Source organism: Nocardioides sp. GCM10027114 (assembly GCF_042659625.1).
In the GTDB taxonomy this organism is placed as follows: domain Bacteria; phylum Actinomycetota; class Actinomycetes; order Propionibacteriales; family Nocardioidaceae; genus Nocardioides.
In genome coordinates, this window is sequence record NZ_JBHSSS010000006.1 from 24,205 (window position 1) to 40,516 (window position 16,312).

Sequence of the window (16,312 nt, forward strand, 5' to 3'; positions counted from 1 at the left end):
CAGCGATGGACCTCCCGACCCACCTGCCGGCCACGACCCACTCCTACCTCGCCCGCTCCGCGGAGTCGCTGAGCGAGGCGATCACCGCCACCGACGTGCCCACCCGCTACGCCTGCGCCCACGTCGCGGCGCTGCGCGCGGCGGCCGCGCTGCTGGCGGCCCGCGCCGAGCCCGTGACCGGGCGCCGGCGCCCCCAGCGCAACGCCTGGGTGCTGCTCACCGAGGTGGCGCCCGAGCTCACCGAGTGGGCGCAGTTCTTCGCCGCCGGCGCCGGCAAGCGGGCGGCGGCCGAGGCGGGCTCCACCCGCGCCGTCACCGAGCGCGAGGCCGACGACCTCGTCCGCGACGCCGACCGGTTCCTCGGCGTGGTCGAGCAGCTGCTCGGCCTGGTGCCCCACGCCCCCCTGTCCGGGCGGGTCGCGGCCACCGGGGGGAGGGCCGGCGTTGCCTGACCCGTTCGTCCACCTCCACGTGGCGTCGGGCTACTCCTTGCAGTACGGCGCCTCCCACCCGCACGTCCTCGTCGAGCGGGCCCTCGAGCACGAGATGGACACCCTCGCGCTGACCGACCGCGACGGCACCTACGGCGCGGTGAAGTTCGCCAAGGCCTGCCTGCAGGCCGGCATCCGGCCGGTGCTGGGGGTCGACCTGGCCTACCGACCGCCCGGCTGGCCCGGTCCGGACGGGCCGGGCAGCTCGCGGTCCCCGGTCCGCGGCGGCGCCTTCCGCGAGACCTGGCTGCCGCGTGCCACCTTCCTGGCCAGCGGCCGGGCCGGGTGGGCGGCGTTGTGCCGCCTCGTCTCGGCCACCCACCTGGCCGGCGAGCGGGGCAGCCCGGTCGCCGACCCCGACCTGCTCGCCCCCCACCTCGCGGCCGGCGACGTGCTGGTGCTGCTCGGCCCCGACTCCGAGGTCGGGGCCGCGGTGACCGCCCGCCGCGACGACCGGGCGCTGGCCGCGCTGGCTGCCTGGCGGGGGCTGCTGCCCCCGGAGAACCTCCTCGTCGAGCTGGTCTCCCACCGGCTCCCGGCTGCCGGCGGCAGCTGGGGGCCCGGCAGCTCGCCCCACGCCGCCCGGATGGCCGGGCTCGCCCGGCAGGCCGGCGTCGGGACGGTGCTCTCCAACGCCGTCCGCTACGCCGACCGGCTCGACGCGCCCACCGTCGACGTGCTCGACGCCGCCCGCCGGCTGGTGCCGCTGGGCTCGGTCGACCTGCGCCGGGTCGGCCCCACCGGCGCCCGGGGCAACGCCGAGGGGTTCCTCAAGTCCGGCAAGCAGATGCAGGAGGTGGCCGAGGAGGTCTGCCGGCTCGCGGGGCTCGCCGGTGACCCGGCCCGCGAGGCGCGGCGGCTGCTGGCCGCCACCCGCGCCGTGGCCGACCGGTGTGCGCTCGACCCCCGGGCCGACCTCGGGCTGGGCGAGGTCCACTTCCCCGAGTTCGAGCTCGCCACCGGTGGCGTCACCCCCCGGCCCACCCCGGGCGCGAGCCCGGCCGACGCCCTGCTGCGGGCGCGCTGCGAGGGCGCGGTCGGCGACCGCTACGGCAGCGCCCCGCGCCAGCGCATCTGGAAGCGGCTCGACGACGAGCTCGAGATGATCCGCGAGCTCGGCTACGCGTCGTACTTCCTCACCGTCGGCGACGTCACCGACCTGATCCGGGAGATGGGCGTGCGCTGCGCGGCCCGCGGCTCGGGCGCCGGCAGCCTGGTCAACTACCTGCTCGGCATCTCCGGGGTCGACCCGATCCGCCACGGCCTGCTCATGGAGCGGTTCCTCTCCCCGCTGCGGCAGGCGCTGCCCGACGTCGACGTCGACGTCGAGTCCGCCCGACGGCTGGAGGTCTACGAGGCGATCCTCACCCGCTACGGCGGGGAGCGGTGCGTCTGCGTCTCGATGATGGACACCTACCGGGTGCGCCACGCCGTCCGCGACGTGGGGGCCGCCCTGGGCATGCCGCCGGGGGAGACCGACGCCATCGCCAAGGCCTTCCCCCACATCCGCGCCCGCGACGCGCGCACCGCGCTGCAGGAGCTGCCCGAGCTGCGCGCCTCCGGGTTGGGGGAGGACCGCCTCGACCTGATGTTCCGGCTGGTCGAGCGGCTCGACGGGCTGCCGCGGCACATCGCGGTCCACCCGTGCGGGGTGCTGCTCTCCGACGCGACCCTCCTCGACCGCACCCCAGTCGAGGCCAGCTACGCCGGCTTCCCGATGAGCCAGTTCGACAAGGACGACGTCGAGGACCTCGGGCTGCTCAAGCTCGACGTGCTCGGGATCCGGATGCAGTCCTCGATGGCCCACGCGGTCGCCGAGATCCGCCGCGTCGACGGGGTCGAGGTCGACCTCGACGACGAGGCGCAGGTGCCGCTCGACGACCCCGCCACCTACGACCTGATCTCCAGCGCCCGCACCCTCGGGGTCTTCCAGATCGAGTCGCCGGGCCAGCGGGAGCTGGTCGGCAAGTCCGGGATCGAGACCTTCGAGGAGGTCATCACCGACATCTCGCTGTTCCGGCCCGGCCCGGTCAAGAGCGACATGATCACCCCCTACCTCGACGTCAAGCAGGGCTGGCGGGGCGCCACCTACCTCCACGACGACCTGCGGCCGATTCTCGCCGGCACCCACGGCGTGGTGGTCTTCCACGAGCAGGTGATCGAGATGATCGCCCAGCTCACCGGGATCGACCTCGCCGAGGCCGACGAGAAGCGCCGCGCCCTCGGCGACCCCGAGGGGATGGCCGAGACCAGGGCCTGGTTCTTCCCCCGCGCCCTGGGCCGGGGCTACCCGCTGCCCGTGGTCGAGCGGGTCTGGGAGGTGCTGGCGGCGTTCGCGTCGTTCGGGTTCTGCAAGGCCCACGCCGCGGCGTTCGCCCTGCCGACCTTCCAGTCGGCCTGGCTCAAGACCCACTGGCCCGCCCACTTCCTGGCAGGCGTCCTCACCCACGACCCCGGCATGTACCCCAAGCGGCTGATCCTCGACGACGCCCGGCAGCTCGGCATCGCCGTGCTCGGGCTCGACGTCGACGCCAGCGAGCAGGCCTTCGTCGTCGAGCGGCTCGAGGAGGGCTACGGCATCCGGCTGGCGCTCTCGGAGGTGAAGGGGATCAGCGAGGCCGAGGTGGAGCGGGTCGTCGCGGCCCGCCCCTACCTCTCGCTCACCGACTTCTGGCACCGCGCCCAGGTCTCCCGGCCGGTGGTCGAGCGGCTGGTGCTGGCCGGGGGCTTCGACAGCATCTACGGCATCGGCGACGCCACCCGGGTGGGCCGACGCTCGGCGGTGACCCGGCGCGACCTGCTGCTGCAGGTCGCCGAGCTCGACCGCCACGCCCGCGCCCTCGACCGCGCGGCGCGCGGACGGGGACGCGGACTGGGGCGCGGACCGGCGGTTCGGTCGGTGGCCCAGCAGCGGGCGGAGGAGGCCGCGGCCCGCAACAGCTCCGACCCGGCCGTGCGTGAGGGGGCGGCCGGGCTCGAGCGCCACCCGCTCGCCGACGGCGGGGTGTGGGCGCGGGCGGCCGCCCAGTCCCGGGCCACCCGGGCGACCGGCCCGGTCTCCTCGGTCCAGCTCGCGCTCGACCTGGGCGACGCCCCCGGCGAGGGGCCGGGCGAGCTGACGACCGGGCTGCCCGAGATGACCGACGAGGAGCGGATGCGCGCCGAGCTCGAGATCCTCGGCCTCGACGTGAGCCGCCACGTGGTCGACGCCTACGGCGAGTTCCTCACCGACCTCGGCGCCACCCGCAGCCGCGACCTGCTGCAGCGCCGCAGCGCCTCCGAGCTCCTGGTCGCCGGCGTCAAGGTCGCCACCCAGACCCCGCCGATCCGGTCCGGGCGCCGGGTGGTCTTCCTGACCCTCGACGACGGCACCGGCCCGGTCGACGCCACCTTCTTCGAGGACGCCCAGGGGCCCTACGCCGCGACCGTCTTCCACTCGTGGCTGCTGGTGGTGCGCGGGGTGCTGCGCCGCACCGGCCACCGCGGGGTCTCGCTGCGCGCCACCGGCGCGTGGGCGCTGCCCGACCTGCACGCGCTGTGGTGCCGTGACGGGGTCGAGGCGGTGCGGGCGGCGATGGCGGTCGTGCCCGGCGGGTTCGCCGAGGCCGGGGAGGCCGCGGTGGGGGGTGCCGCGGAGTCCCGCTCGCCGCGCCCCGTGGTGAGCCGACCGGACGGCCCGGACGGTGGCGCCGCCGGCGGGATGGGGCGCCGCCGGGTGCTCGTCCACTCCAGCGGCTTCCGGCTCTCCCCGTACGCCGACGTCAAGCCCGCGGGGGAGGAGACCCGGCAGGTCGCCCGCAAGCTGTGGCACCGCAGCCCGGGGAGCCCGGGATGACCGGCGCCACTGCTCCGGCGGGGACGGGGTGGCCACTAGGGTTGCCCCCATGTCGACCCAGCAGCCGTCCCGAGGCGAACGCCGCAGCGCCGTGCGCACCGCCGTGGTCTGGGAGGCGCTGCGTCCCGTCCTCGACCGCGCCGCCGGTGACGTCCTCGACATCGGCGGCGGCACCGGCGGGTTCGCCGTGCGGGTCGCCGAGCTCGGCCACCGGGTCCGGGTCGTCGACCCCAGCCCCGACGCGCTCGCCGCGCTCGACCGCCGCGCCCACGAGGCCGGGGTGGCCGACCGGGTCACCGGCCAGCAGGGCGACCTCTCCGACCTGGTCGGGCTGGTGGGTCCCGCCAGCACCGACCTGGTGCTGTGCCACGGCGTCCTCGAGGTCGTCGACGACCCCGCCGCCGCCCTGGCCACGATCGCCGAGGTGCTGCGGCCCGGCGGCGTGCTCAGCCTGCTCGTGGCCCAGCGCCACGCGGCGGTGGTGGCGCGCGCCATGGCCGGCCACTTCCAGCAGGCCCATGCCCTGCTCGACGGCCACGACGCCGCCCACGAGGCGGGCCACCGCGGCACCGGCCACCGGTTCACCCGCGAGGAGCTCGCGGAGCTGCTGCCGGCCGCGGGGCTGCGGGTCACCGACGTCCACGCCGTCCGGGTCTTCTCCGACCTGGTCCCGGGTGCCCTGCTCGACCTCGAGCCGGGGGCGACCCGGGCCCTGCTCGACCTCGAGCACGCCGTCGCCGAGCGCCCCGAGTACCTCCCCCTCGCGACCCAGCTCCACCTGCTCGCGACCCGTTGACGCCCTCACGGGGGTGACCCTGTGACCGGGCCTGTGACCGGGCCCGTGACCGACAGGTCCCTCGCCTGCCCGGTGCTCCACGTCGACATGGACGCGTTCTACGCCTCCGTGGTCACCCGCGACCGGCCCGACCTCCAGGACGTCCCGGTGATCGTCGGCGGCGGCCACCGGGGGGTCGTGCTGTCCGCCAACTACCTCGCCCGTGAGTCCGGGGTGCGCTCGGCGCTGCCGATGACCCGGGCCCGCCGGCTGTGCCCGGCGGCGGTCGTCGTCCCGCCCGACTACGCGCTCTTCGAGCAGGTCTCCACCTCGGTCATGGAGACGTTCCGGCGGACCACGCCGGTGGTGGAGGTGCTCTCGCTGGACGAGGCGTTCCTCGACGTCCGCGGTGCCACCCGCCGGCTCGGGTCGCCGGCACAGATCGCCGAGCGGCTGCGCGCCACGATCCACGACGAGCAGGGCGTCACCTGCTCGGTGGGGGTGGCAGCCACGGTCTCGGTCGCGAAGATCGCCAGTCGCCGCGCCAAGCCCGACGGCGTCCTGGTGGTGCCCCCCGACGACCTCACCTCCTTCCTCCACCCGCTCGACGTGGGCGAGCTCTGGGGGGTGGGCGAGAAGACCCGGGCGATGCTCCACCGGCTCGGCCTGCTCACCGTCGGCGACGTCGCGCACACCCCGCGCCGCACCCTCCAGCGGGCGCTCGGCGACAAGCTCGGGGGGCACCTCCACGACCTGGCGTGGGGGACCGACCAACGGGTGGTCGCGCCCGGCCGCGGTTTCTTCGGCCTGGGGGAGGGCGACCCGGAGCGCTCGATGGGCGCCGACGAGACGTTCTCGCGTGACACCGACGACCGTGGGGTGGTGCTGCGCGAGCTGCTGCGGCTCTCCGCCCGGGTGACCGGACGGATGCGGGTCGCCGGCGTGGCCGGGCGCACGGTCACGGTGCGCGTCCGCTTCGCCGACTTCACCACCCTCACCCGGTCGCGCACCCTCCCGGAGGCGACCGACGTCACCCAGGAGGTCTACCGCGCGGCCGTCCGGCTCTACGACGCCCTCGGCCTCCAGCGGGCCCGGGTCCGGCTGGTCGGGGTCCGGGTCGAGGGGCTGGTACCCCGCGGGACCGTCCACCACCAGCTGGCGCTGGGGGAGCGCGAGCACGGCTGGGCGGAGGCCGACCGTGCGGTCGACCGGGCGACGCGGCGCTTCGGCTCCGCCGCCGTGCGGCCGGCCAGCCTGCTGGCCTGACGGCTCCGGGGCCCGTGGTTGCGCCCCGAATCGACCCGAAAGTGTCACGGAGACGTGAATTTCCCCCGGTCGCCTACCGCCGTGACCAGCCGCTGCCTAGACTTGTGGCACACCCGGGTCGGCAGTGGCCCCAACCGGGTGCGGGACGTCCGGAACGAACTGCTGGAGGCACAGTGCCACTCTCCGAAGAAGAGTTGCGGCTGCTCGAGCAGATGGAGCGCGCCCTCGTCGAAGAGGACCCGAAGTTCGCCTCCACCCTGCGCGGCACCACCCTGCGCAGCACCGCCCGTCGGCGCGCGCTGCTGGCCGGTGTCGGCTTCGTCATCGGTGTCACGGTGCTCATGACCGGTGCCATCGCCCAGACGCCCCTCATCGGCATCGCCGGCTTCGTGGTGATGCTCGCCTCCGCCACGCTCGGCCTCGCCGCGCTCCGCGGCCAGCGCAACGCGCCGGCGGCCGAGGTCCCCGAGACCCCGGACCCCAAGGGCCACGGCTTCACCCTCATCCACGGCGGCAAGAAGGGCCGGACCCGCAAGGCCGGCCGCCAGTCCTCCGGCTCGTTCATGGAGCGGATGGAGCAGCGCTGGAACCGTCGCCGCGAGCGGGGCTTCTGAGCGCTCTGACCGCTCAGCCGACCCTCAGCCGACCCTCAGCCGACCCTCAGCCGACGTGGTCGACGACCGCGCCGTGCCGCACGGTGATCGGCGCCCCGCCCGTCTCCTGACCGGCAGCACCTCCGGCCAGCACGGACCGCGGCCAGCAGTCGGCGCGACGCCGTGCCGACCTGGTCGCGCCCCCGCGCAGCGAGTCGACGACGGTCCCGACCTCGGCGGCGAGCCCGGGCCCGGACGCCGCCGACCCCGGACGGGCGTAGCGGCCACGCTCGACCGCGAGCACGACCGTGTCGAGCGCCACGAGCACCTCCGGCGGCGCGACGGCAGGCCCGTGCGCGGGACGCTCGGGGGTGTCCCCGTCCAGCGGTGCGCCGAGGTGGACGACCAGGTGGTCGCGCACCTCCCGCGGTGAGCGGTCACGCGGCCACACGATGCCGAGGTCGACCGCGGTGTCGCGCAGCTCCGCCCACGCAGCCTCCGGCCCCGCGCCAACCCGGCGCCGGGTGCGGGCGCGGCGGACGGTCCGGGGCGTCAGCAGCAGCCCGCCGACGACCAGGACGGCCGCCACGCCGCCGAGCACCGGCCGCCACGGGAAGGCGGCGGCCGCGGCATCGTCGGACTCCGAGCCGGACTCCTCGGGGGCGGCGCTCTCGTTCTCGCTGCGGTCGGGGAGCAGCTCGCTCGCGCGGGGGATGCCCAGTCCGCTGGGGTCGTCGGCCTCGGGGACCTGGTCGGTGGAGTAGGCCGGCACGCTGCTGGCGCGCCCCGGCGGCGTCGGCTCGAAGCGCACCCAGCCCGACCCGGGGAAGAACAGCTCGGGCCACGCGTGCATGTCCCAGGCGCTGTACTCGAAGGTGTTGGGTCCCACCCGGTCGGGCACCAGGAAGCCGACGGCGACCCGCGAGGGGATGCCGAGGGTGCGGGCCATCACGGCCATCGACGCCGCGAACTGCTCGCAGTAGCCGACGCGTCCGCCCTCGCCCTCGGAGAGGAAGCGGATCAGGTCGTCGGTGCCGTTGCCCTCCTCGGCCTCGAGCCGGTAGGTGAACCCGCCGTCGGTGCGGAACCACTGCTGGAGGGCCTGCGCCTTCTCGAAGCGGGACTGCTCGTTGCGGGTGACCTGGTTGGCGAGGTTGGCGACCGCGGGCGGGATCCCGTCGGGCAGCTCGAGGTAGTCGCTCTCCACCTGGCCACCCGACGACCCGGCCCGCGCCATGTCGGCCGCGGAGAGCTGCAGCTCGACGGCGGTCATCTCGTAGTCGATGCCGGCGGCGGTCTGCTCCTTGCTGCCGGAGAGGAAGTCCATGGTGGTCAGGTCGTAGCGCCAGTCGCCGGGCGCCTCGACCCTGCTGACCAGCTGCTGGGTGGGCAGCCAGGTCGACTGGAACTGCGGGCTCACCGACACGTCGTAGGAGAACTCGCGCCGGGCGACGGTGCCGGCGACCCCGAGCAGCTGCGGCATCTCGCCGTCGGCCTGCTGGTGGGTCGGCACCTGCCGGTCGCCGGAGGTCCACTCGTTGCCGTTGAAGCGGTTGAGGACCGAGATCCGCATGTACGACGGGTCGGGGTCGTCGGTCCGCACGCGGAGCAGCGGGACGTCCTCGCCGCGGTTGAGGTCGCGTCGCAGGTCGACCATCGGGTTCTTGATGACGAGGTCGCCGTCGCCGGACCCCACGCCGCCGTCGAGCAGGTCGAGGTCCAGCGTGGGGATGAGCACCGGGAGCAGTACCGCCAGCCCGGTGGTGACGCCCCCGATGGCGGCGGCCGAGGCGCGGGTGGAGCCGGTGCGCACCCCGAAGCCGGACGGGTCGGCCTGGCTCTCGCCGCCGAGCGGCCGGCCCCAGCGGGTGAGCTGGTCGTCCATCTGGAGGTAGAGCATCAGCAGGAAGCCGGCCGCGGTGACGGCGAAGACAGTCCAGCCGACGCCACCGCCCAGCATGCTGACCGGGACGCTGTAGACGGTGAGCAGCGGCAGTCCGGCCAGCGGCACGCGGCGCAGCGTGCAGGCGAGGGCGTCGACGAGCAGCAGGCACACGAGGCCGCCCGCGACGAGGAGCGGCGCCACTCCCTCGCCGGCGGACGCCGGCACCGGCGCTGCGTACTGCTGCGCGGCCGCGACGGCGTCCTCGAACGTGATCTGGAGCCGCAGTCGTCCGTCGCCGAAGGGGAGCGGGGCACCCGAGAGCAGAGCGCCGGCCAGCATGCCCGAGACCAGCAGCTGCACGAGCACGACGAACGGGCCGGGCACGCGCAGCCAGCGCGCGACGGCCCCGGTGACCGCGACCGTCGCGGCGAGCACCATCAGTGGCCCGAGGAACTGCGCCGGCTGCTCGGTGAAGCCGCGCCAGGAGAGGAAGGCCAGCCAGGTCGTGCCGGCCGCCGCGAGGGGGAGGGTGAGGCTCGGCCCGCCGCCGAGCCCGGGCCGCAGGCTGCCGCGCAGGTCGCTCATCGCACTGCCTCCGCCGTCGGGGAGGAGGCGGCGGGGCCGCCCCGGCCGGTGCGCGAGGCCTGGGTGCTCGACCGGCCGAGCTCCTGCCACACGGTCTCGAGCCGGTCGCGGGGGCCGAGCGTGGCCGCCCGCCAGCCCTGCGCCGCCAGGATGGAGGCGACCGGGGCGTGGGCCGTGCCACCGATCCACGCCTCCACGTCGAGCGCGATCGCCATGGCGGAGCCGGCGTGGTGCTGCATCCGGCGCAGCACCGGGACGTCGTGCGGCTCCAGCGAGCCCAGCACCGCGACGATCAGGCCGCCGTGACCGGGCTCGGCCAGCCAGTCGGTCTCGAGCCGCGCGGTCTGGAGCGGCTGGACGACGGCGAGCGCCTCGAGCAGCGGGCCGGTGTTGAGCTCCGCCTGGCGTACGTGCCAGGCGTTCCCGGTCTCCTCGCCGGCTGCCGTGACGAGCCGGACCGCGAAGCCGCGCTGGCTGAGGTGCAGGGCCATCGAGGCGACGGCCGACACCGCGGTCTCGAGCGAGGAGGCGATCCCCTGACCGCGGTGGGCCCGCATCCGGTTGTCGAGGAAGAGGGTGGCGCGCGACTGCCAGGGCTGCTCCTCGCGCCGCACCATGAGCTCGCCGACCCGGGCCGAGCTGCGCCAGTGGACCCGTCGCAGGTCGTCGCCGCGGCGGTACTCCCGGACGGTGACGTCCTCGGCGCTGCCGATGGCGAAGGCGCGCGGCCGGTTGTCGCCGGCGCCGGTCCAGCCCCCGCCGACCGGGATCGTGGGCAACGGCACGGTGCGGGGCGTCACCGTCAGCGGCACGGTGGTGCGGAAGGCCCGCCCGAGCTCGACGAGGCCGAACGGGTCGCTGACCCGGACGCTCATCGGGCCGATCTCGAACTGACCCCGGACGTCGGACCGCACCTGGTAGGTCACGTGGCGGCGCCACCCGTGGCCGATGCCCTCGAGGACGAAGCGGGGCCGGGTCCCGAGGACGTAGGGGACGTGGTCCTCCAGCAGCAGGGTGCCGCTCGGGGTGCGGCCCTCGTTGGTGAGCGTGAGGCTCACCCGAGCCGGCTGCCCCGCGCTCACGAGCTGCGGGGTGACGGTGCGGACCAGGGCGAGCCGGTAGCGCCCCCGGCCGAGCACGAAGGCCGTGACCAGCGGCAGCGCGGCCACCAGGACGCCTACCCGGGTCAGCGAGGACTGGCCGAGGACGACAGCGCACACGATCGCCGTCACGCCCGCGGCCAGGAAGGCCCGTCCCCGGACGGTGAGTCCTGCCAGTGCCTCTCGCATCGTCGTTCCGCTCGTGGGCGGGTCAGCCGCGCTGACCCTCGGGGACCGGGACGGCGTCGAGGATCGTCTCGAGGATCGCAGCCGTGCTGCGGCCGCTCATGGCGGCCTCGACGCTGGGGAGGAGCCGGTGCGCCAGCACCGGCTGGGCGAGGGTGCGGACGTCGTCGGGGAGCACGTAGTCGCGCCCCTGCATCGCCGCCATCGCCTTGGCCGCGCGCACCAGGTGGAGCGTGGAACGGGGCGAGGCGCCGAGCGTGAGCTCGCCTGACCGGCGGGTCGCCGCAGCCAGGGCGACGGTGTAGCGCTGCACCGCCTCGGAGACGTAGACCTGCCCCACGATCTGGATGAGCTTGCGGATCTCGGCCGCGTCGGTGACCGCCTCGAGGTCGTCCAGCGGGTTGTGGCCGGTGTGCGAGCCGAGCATGGCGATCTCCGCGGCCTCGACCGGGTAGCCCACGGAGACGCGGGCCATGAACCGGTCACGCTGGGCCTCGGGGAGCGCGTAGGTCCCCTCCATCTCGATGGGGTTCTGGGTCGCGATGACCATGAACGGCGCGTCGAGCTGGTACGTCGTGTTGTCGACGGTGACCTGCCGCTCCTCCATGCACTCGAGCAGCGCCGACTGGGTCTTGGGGGAGGCTCGGTTGATCTCGTCGCCCACGACGATGTTGGCGAAGACGCCGCCGGGGCGGAACTCGAACTCGCGGGTGTTCTGGTTGAAGACCGACACGCCCGTCACGTCCGACGGAAGGAGGTCGGGTGTGAACTGGATCCGGCGCACGGTGGAGTCGATGCTGCGGGCGAGTGCCTTGCTGAGCATCGTCTTGCCGACGCCGGGGACGTCCTCGATGAGCAGGTGGCCCTCGGCGAGCAGGACGATGACCGAGGAGGAGACCACGTCGGGCTTGCCCTCGATGACCGACTCGATGTTCGCCCGGATCCGTCCCGTGACGCGTGCCAGCGTCTCCAGGTCGGCGCCACCAGCACTCGGAGTTCCCACGCCCGGTCCTTCCCTCTCCACGGTCCACGACACACCACCACGACGGTGACCGCAAGGGTGCGTGAGTCCACCGTAGGTGTTGCGCACAACCTAGGGGATCGGGTCCCCGGTCGTGGCTGGACCGGCCCCCGCCGACCCCGTGACCCCCCCCGGGTCGATGTGCCCGCTCCTCCCCGGTCGCCCCACTGGCGCCCCACCGGCGCTCCACTCTTCCCCCACCTCGCTCCACCACGGTGTCCCACCGAAGCGAAATTGCCGCTGACCTGCGCTTTCGCAGGGGAGCGGGGTCGCGGCCCAGCCGCAGCAGGCCGCCGCTGGGGCCCGAAAAACGTGGGGCGGACACGGCGAATGTGGTTGACGGTGGTGCAAAGTGGCGTAAGGTGGGGCGCAGTGGAGGAAGGGTCCGACAGCCGTCGGTCCAAGGGAGCGGAGGTGCCCGATGTTCTTCATGGGCACCTACACACCGAGGCTCGACGACAAGGGGCGCCTCTTCCTCCCGGCGAAGTTCAGGGACCAGCTCGCGGAGGGGCTCGTGGTGACCAGGGGACAGGAACGCTGCCTGACCGTCTGGCCCATGGCTGCCTTCGAGGAGGTGGCCCGCCGGGCCCAGGAGGCGCCGGTCACCGTCAAGGGGGCCCGCGACTACACCCGGTTCCTCTTCGCCGGGGCGACCGACGAGAAGCCCGACAAGCAGGGCCGCATCACGATCCCGCCGATGCTGCGCGAGTACGCATCGCTCACCAAGGACGTGGTCGTGATCGGCGTGATGAACCGCGTGGAGATCTGGGACCCGACGCGCTGGCAGGAGTACTCCGAGGCGGGCGAGACGGCCTTCTCGGAGCTCAGCGAGGAAGTCTTCCCCGGGGTCTGACCCCGACCGCAGCACAGCACGACGCAGCACAACTCAACACGGAGTCGCCAGGCGAGGTCTCGGGCCCGCTCCTCACACCATCCGGCATCTGGGGCACCTTCCCCGGTTCCAGAACCGGACTTCCCACCCGGGGAGCGGGCAGGGACCTGGTCGGGCGAATCCGCAGCACAGGCACACACCAGCTCGTGAGTGGGGTCGAACCGATGAGCATCACCACACCTTCCGCACCCGGCGTCCGCCGGGTCCGGCACCAGGCGCGCGACGCGGTCGCCGTCATGGCGTTCTCGGCCGCCACGTCCGTCGGCCTGGCCACCGCGCTCCTGCTGCTCACGAGCCTGGCCCGGTAGTCAGGCCATGAGCGAGCCCCGCCACGTCCCGGTCCTGCTGGACCGGGTCGTGTCCCTGCTGACGCCGTCGCTGGCCCACGAGGGTGCCGTCCTCATCGACGCCACGCTGGGCCTCGGCGGCCACTCCGAGGCCGTCCTCGAGCGTTGCCCGCAGGCGCGCGTCCTCGGCGTCGACCGCGACCCCGAGGCGCTGCGCCGGGCGGGGGAGCGCCTGGCCCGCTTCGGCGACCGGTTCACCGGTGTGCACGCCGTCTACGACGAGATCCCCGACGTCCTCGACGGGCAGGGGCTCCGGGCCGTCGACGGGGTCCTCTTCGACCTCGGCGTCTCCTCCATGCAGCTCGACGTCGCCGAGCGCGGCTTCGCCTACCGCGAGGACGCGCCCCTCGACATGCGGATGGACCCGAGCCGCGGACGCACCGCCGCCGACGTGCTGAACACCTACCCGGCGGCCGAGCTGACCCGGATCCTCAAGGAGTACGGCGAGGAGAAGTTCGCGCGCAGGATCGCCGCGGCCATCGTGCGGGAGCGGGAGCGCGAGCCGTTCGACCGCTCCGGCCGTCTCGTCGAGCTGCTGTACGCCGAGATCCCGGCGCCTGCGCGCCGCACCGGCGGCCACCCCGCGAAGCGGACCTTCCAGGCGCTGCGCATGGAGGTCAACGACGAGCTGGCGGTCCTCCGCCGGGCCGTTCCCGCCGCGATCGACGCGCTGGCCGTCGGCGGCCGCGTGGTGGTGGAGTCCTACCACTCGCTCGAGGACCGGCTGGTGAAGCAGGCCTTCACCGCGGCGTCGCGCAGCGACGTGCCGGAGGACCTGCCGTTCGTGCCGGCCGGGCGCGAGCCGGCCTTCCGCCTGGTGACCCGCGGGGCCGAGAAGGCCGACCCCGGCGAGGTCGAGCACAACCCGCGGGCCGCCTCGGTGCGGCTGCGCGCCATCGAACGTGTCCGTGCCGTCGAACCCGACAGGGGAGCCACCTCATGAGCAGTCCTGCAGTCCAGCTCCGCTCGCGGGTCCCGAGGCTCGCGGAGGCCGCCGTCGAGCGCGCCCGCCTCACGGTGGTGCCGCGCCGCCGCACGCGCGCCCCGCGGATGCCCTTCGTCGTCCTGGTCAGCCTGGTCCTGCTCGGCGGTGTCGTCGGGCTGCTCCTCTTCAACACCTCGATGCAGCAGGCATCGTTCGCGGCGACCGCGCTGGAGCAGCAGGCGAGCACGCTGTCGGCCCGGGAGCAGACGCTCGAGATGGAGCTCGACGTGCTGCGCGACCCGCAGCACGTCGCGGAGGAGGCACAGGCGATGGGCATGGTGCCGGCGCGCAACCCGGCGTTCCTGAGCCTCTCCGACGGCACGGTCCTCGGCGAGCCGGCGCCAGCCGCGCCGACCGACGGCCTGCGCATCCGGCCGCGCCCGCCGGTCAAGCCGGCGGTGCTGAACCCCGCGCCGATCATCGAGACCGTCGTGGTCCAGACGGTGCCGCAGCAGAACGCCAGCGCGTCCTCCGTCGTCCCGGGGGCCGCAGGCGGTACTGATGGGGACCGTCGGAGGAACAACGACCGCAGCGCCCGCCGCTGAGACCGGAGAGACCCGTGCGTCCCACCCGCCCCCGCGGCAGCCTGCGCGGCTCGCCGATGCTGCGGCTGCGGCTGGCCTTCGTGGTGATCGCGATGGTGCTCTCCGTCTTCGGGGCCCGGCTGGTGCAGCTGCAGGGGGTCGACCCCAACGCGTATGCCGAGATGGCCGCCGCCGAGGGGACGGTCGAGGTCGACCTTCCCGCGCAGCGTGGCGACATCCTGGACCGGCACGGTGAGCCGTTCGCGGCGTCCGTCGACGGCCTCATGGTCGTCGCCGACCCGCTGCTGACGGCCGAGAAGGCCCCGGAGATCGGCAAGTTCCTCGCCAACCGGCTCGACGTCGACTACGTCACGATCCTCCCGCTGCTGCGCGAGGAGGGCTCCCGCTTCGAGTACATCGCCCGCCGGGTGCCGTCGACGCTGGCCACCGACGTGGTCAGGGAGGCGGCGTCCCTCGGCTACGCCGGGATCAGCACCCGCCGGGACCCGGTGCGCGACTACCCGGCCGGCGACGTCGGCGCCAACCTGGTGGGGTTCCTCGGCACCGACGAGGCGCTCGGCGGCTTCGAGCGCACCTTCGACGCCCAGCTGGCCGGCACCGACGGCTCCGCCCGGTACGCCGTGGGCGGCGGCAACCGGATCCCGCTCGGCGAGAGCACGGTCGAGGCGCCCGTCGACGGCGCCGACCTGCGGACCACGCTCGACCTCGACCTGCAGTGGTTCGCCCAGCGGGTGCTGCGCCAGACGGTGGAGGACGCCCGCGGCGACTCCGGGTTCGCGGTCGTGATGCACACCGAGACCGGCGAGGTCCTCGCGCTGGCCGACCACCCGACGTTCGACGCCAGCCAGCCGCTGCTGTCGCCCGAGGAGGACCTCGGCTCGCGCGCTATGAGCGACGTGTTCGAGCCGGGCTCGGTCGCGAAGGCCCTGACGGTCGCCGGCCTCCTCGACTCGGGTGAGGTGACGCCCCGGACCCGCGTCGTGGTGCCGTCGGAGCTGCGCAAGGACGGCCGCGTCATCGGCGACTGGTTCGACCACGGCACACTGCGGCTCACGCTGACCGGCGTCCTGGCCAAGTCCTCCAACATCGGCACCGTCCGGGCCGCGGAGCGGTTCGCCAAGGGCGAGCTGCGGCGCTACTTCGCCGCCTTCGGGCTCGGCAGGCGCACCGGCGTGGGCGTGCGCGGCGAGACCCCCGGCATCCTGCCGGCCACCAGCCTGTGGAGCAGCCTCGTCCACGACCGCGCCGCGTTCGGCCAGTCGATGTCGGTCAACGCGCTGCAGATGGCGGCCGCGATCAACGCCATCGCCAACGGCGGCGTCCGGGTCAGCCCGAGCCTGGTCCGCGGCAGCGCCACGACCGACGCCGGCAAGGTCGTCGGCACCGACACCGCCACCACCCGCCGGGTGGTCAGCGAGCAGGCGGCCCGCCAGACAGCGCTGATGATGGAGCGGGTCATCGACCCGGAGGCGGGCGTCGCGCCCGGCGCCGCCGTGCCCGGCTACCGGGTCGCCGGCAAGACCGGCACCGCGCAACGGGTGGGCGCTGAGTGCGGCTGCTACGACGGCACCTTCACGGTGAGCTTCGCCGGCTTCGCGCCGGCCGACGACCCCGAGTTCACCGTCTACGTCGTGGTGCAGAATCCCCGCAACGGCGGCGGTGGCGGCTCCGTGGCGGGTCCGGCGTTCTCGAAGATCATGGGCTTCGCGCTGCGGCGCTACCAGGTGCCGCCGACCGGGACCAAGCCCTCGACGCTCCCGGTGGAGTGGTGACGGCGCCGGTCGCGGCGCCGACCGCCAGCGGTAA

General features: G+C 74.6%; 13 protein-coding genes. 10 read left to right on the top strand and 3 right to left on the bottom strand.

All coding sequences use genetic code 11. The annotated features are described in order from the left end of the window. Positions 1–5: 5 nt before the first annotated feature. From ACFP2E_RS03295 to ACFP2E_RS03315, 5 genes are all read left to right on the top strand, one after another. Positions 6–452: an SAV_6107 family HEPN domain-containing protein gene (locus ACFP2E_RS03295; protein WP_378521301.1), complete on the top strand. Its 447-nt coding sequence runs from the start codon at positions 6–8 to the stop codon at positions 450–452. Next, the gene (locus tag ACFP2E_RS03300; protein ID WP_378521300.1) at positions 445–4,326 is read left to right on the top strand and encodes a DNA polymerase III subunit alpha; all 3,882 of its coding nucleotides are present in this window, start codon (positions 445–447) and stop codon (positions 4,324–4,326) included. Before ACFP2E_RS03295 ends, ACFP2E_RS03300 begins: the two co-directional genes overlap by 8 nt. 49 nt (positions 4,327–4,375) lie before the next feature. Then, complete coding sequence (locus ACFP2E_RS03305) at positions 4,376–5,122, top strand: methyltransferase domain-containing protein (protein WP_378521299.1); 747 nt, start codon at positions 4,376–4,378, stop codon at positions 5,120–5,122. A 45-nt stretch (positions 5,123–5,167) separates the two neighbouring features. Next, a complete protein-coding gene (gene dinB, locus ACFP2E_RS03310) occupies positions 5,168–6,367 on the top strand; it encodes a DNA polymerase IV (protein ID WP_378521298.1) in 1,200 nt (399 codons plus the stop codon). A 173-nt stretch (positions 6,368–6,540) separates the two neighbouring features. Then, a complete protein-coding gene (locus tag ACFP2E_RS03315; protein WP_378521297.1) occupies positions 6,541–6,981 on the top strand; it encodes a DUF3040 domain-containing protein in 441 nt (146 codons plus the stop codon). A 46-nt stretch (positions 6,982–7,027) separates the two neighbouring features. Here ACFP2E_RS03315 and ACFP2E_RS03320 read toward each other — a convergent pair whose 3' ends face one another. From ACFP2E_RS03320 to ACFP2E_RS03330, 3 genes are read right to left on the bottom strand one after another with little or no spacing between them, the layout of a single operon-like run. Continuing rightward, positions 7,028–9,430 (bottom strand): transglutaminaseTgpA domain-containing protein, encoded by a 2,403-nt coding sequence (locus tag ACFP2E_RS03320; RefSeq protein WP_378521296.1) that lies wholly within the window; start codon positions 9,428–9,430, stop codon positions 7,028–7,030. After that, positions 9,427–10,719 (bottom strand): DUF58 domain-containing protein, encoded by a 1,293-nt coding sequence (locus ACFP2E_RS03325; RefSeq protein WP_378521295.1) that lies wholly within the window; start codon positions 10,717–10,719, stop codon positions 9,427–9,429. Before ACFP2E_RS03325 ends, ACFP2E_RS03320 begins: the two co-directional genes overlap by 4 nt. A 22-nt stretch (positions 10,720–10,741) precedes the next feature. Beyond that, positions 10,742–11,719 (bottom strand): AAA family ATPase, encoded by a 978-nt coding sequence (locus tag ACFP2E_RS03330; protein WP_378521294.1) that lies wholly within the window; start codon positions 11,717–11,719, stop codon positions 10,742–10,744. Between the two features lie 439 nt (positions 11,720–12,158). On the opposite strand from ACFP2E_RS03330, the gene mraZ reads away from it, so the two are divergent. From mraZ to ACFP2E_RS03355, 5 genes are all read left to right on the top strand, one after another. Then, positions 12,159–12,590 (top strand): division/cell wall cluster transcriptional repressor MraZ, encoded by a 432-nt coding sequence (mraZ, locus tag ACFP2E_RS03335; protein WP_378521293.1) that lies wholly within the window; start codon positions 12,159–12,161, stop codon positions 12,588–12,590. A gap of 203 nt (positions 12,591–12,793) precedes the next feature. After that, positions 12,794–12,937 carry a hypothetical protein gene (locus ACFP2E_RS03340; RefSeq protein WP_378521292.1) on the top strand — a complete coding sequence of 48 codons (144 nt, stop codon included), beginning with the start codon at positions 12,794–12,796 and terminating at the stop codon, positions 12,935–12,937. A gap of 7 nt (positions 12,938–12,944) precedes the next feature. Beyond that, the gene (gene rsmH, locus ACFP2E_RS03345; protein WP_378521291.1) at positions 12,945–13,919 is read left to right on the top strand and encodes a 16S rRNA (cytosine(1402)-N(4))-methyltransferase RsmH; all 975 of its coding nucleotides are present in this window, start codon (positions 12,945–12,947) and stop codon (positions 13,917–13,919) included. Beyond that, positions 13,916–14,506 carry a hypothetical protein gene (locus ACFP2E_RS03350; protein WP_378521290.1) on the top strand — a complete coding sequence of 197 codons (591 nt, stop codon included), beginning with the start codon at positions 13,916–13,918 and terminating at the stop codon, positions 14,504–14,506. The genes rsmH and ACFP2E_RS03350 overlap by 4 nt, the downstream gene beginning before the upstream one ends. Positions 14,507–14,520: 14 nt before the next feature. After that, positions 14,521–16,278 (top strand): peptidoglycan D,D-transpeptidase FtsI family protein, encoded by a 1,758-nt coding sequence (locus tag ACFP2E_RS03355; protein ID WP_378521289.1) that lies wholly within the window; start codon positions 14,521–14,523, stop codon positions 16,276–16,278. Positions 16,279–16,312: the final 34 nt, after the last annotated feature.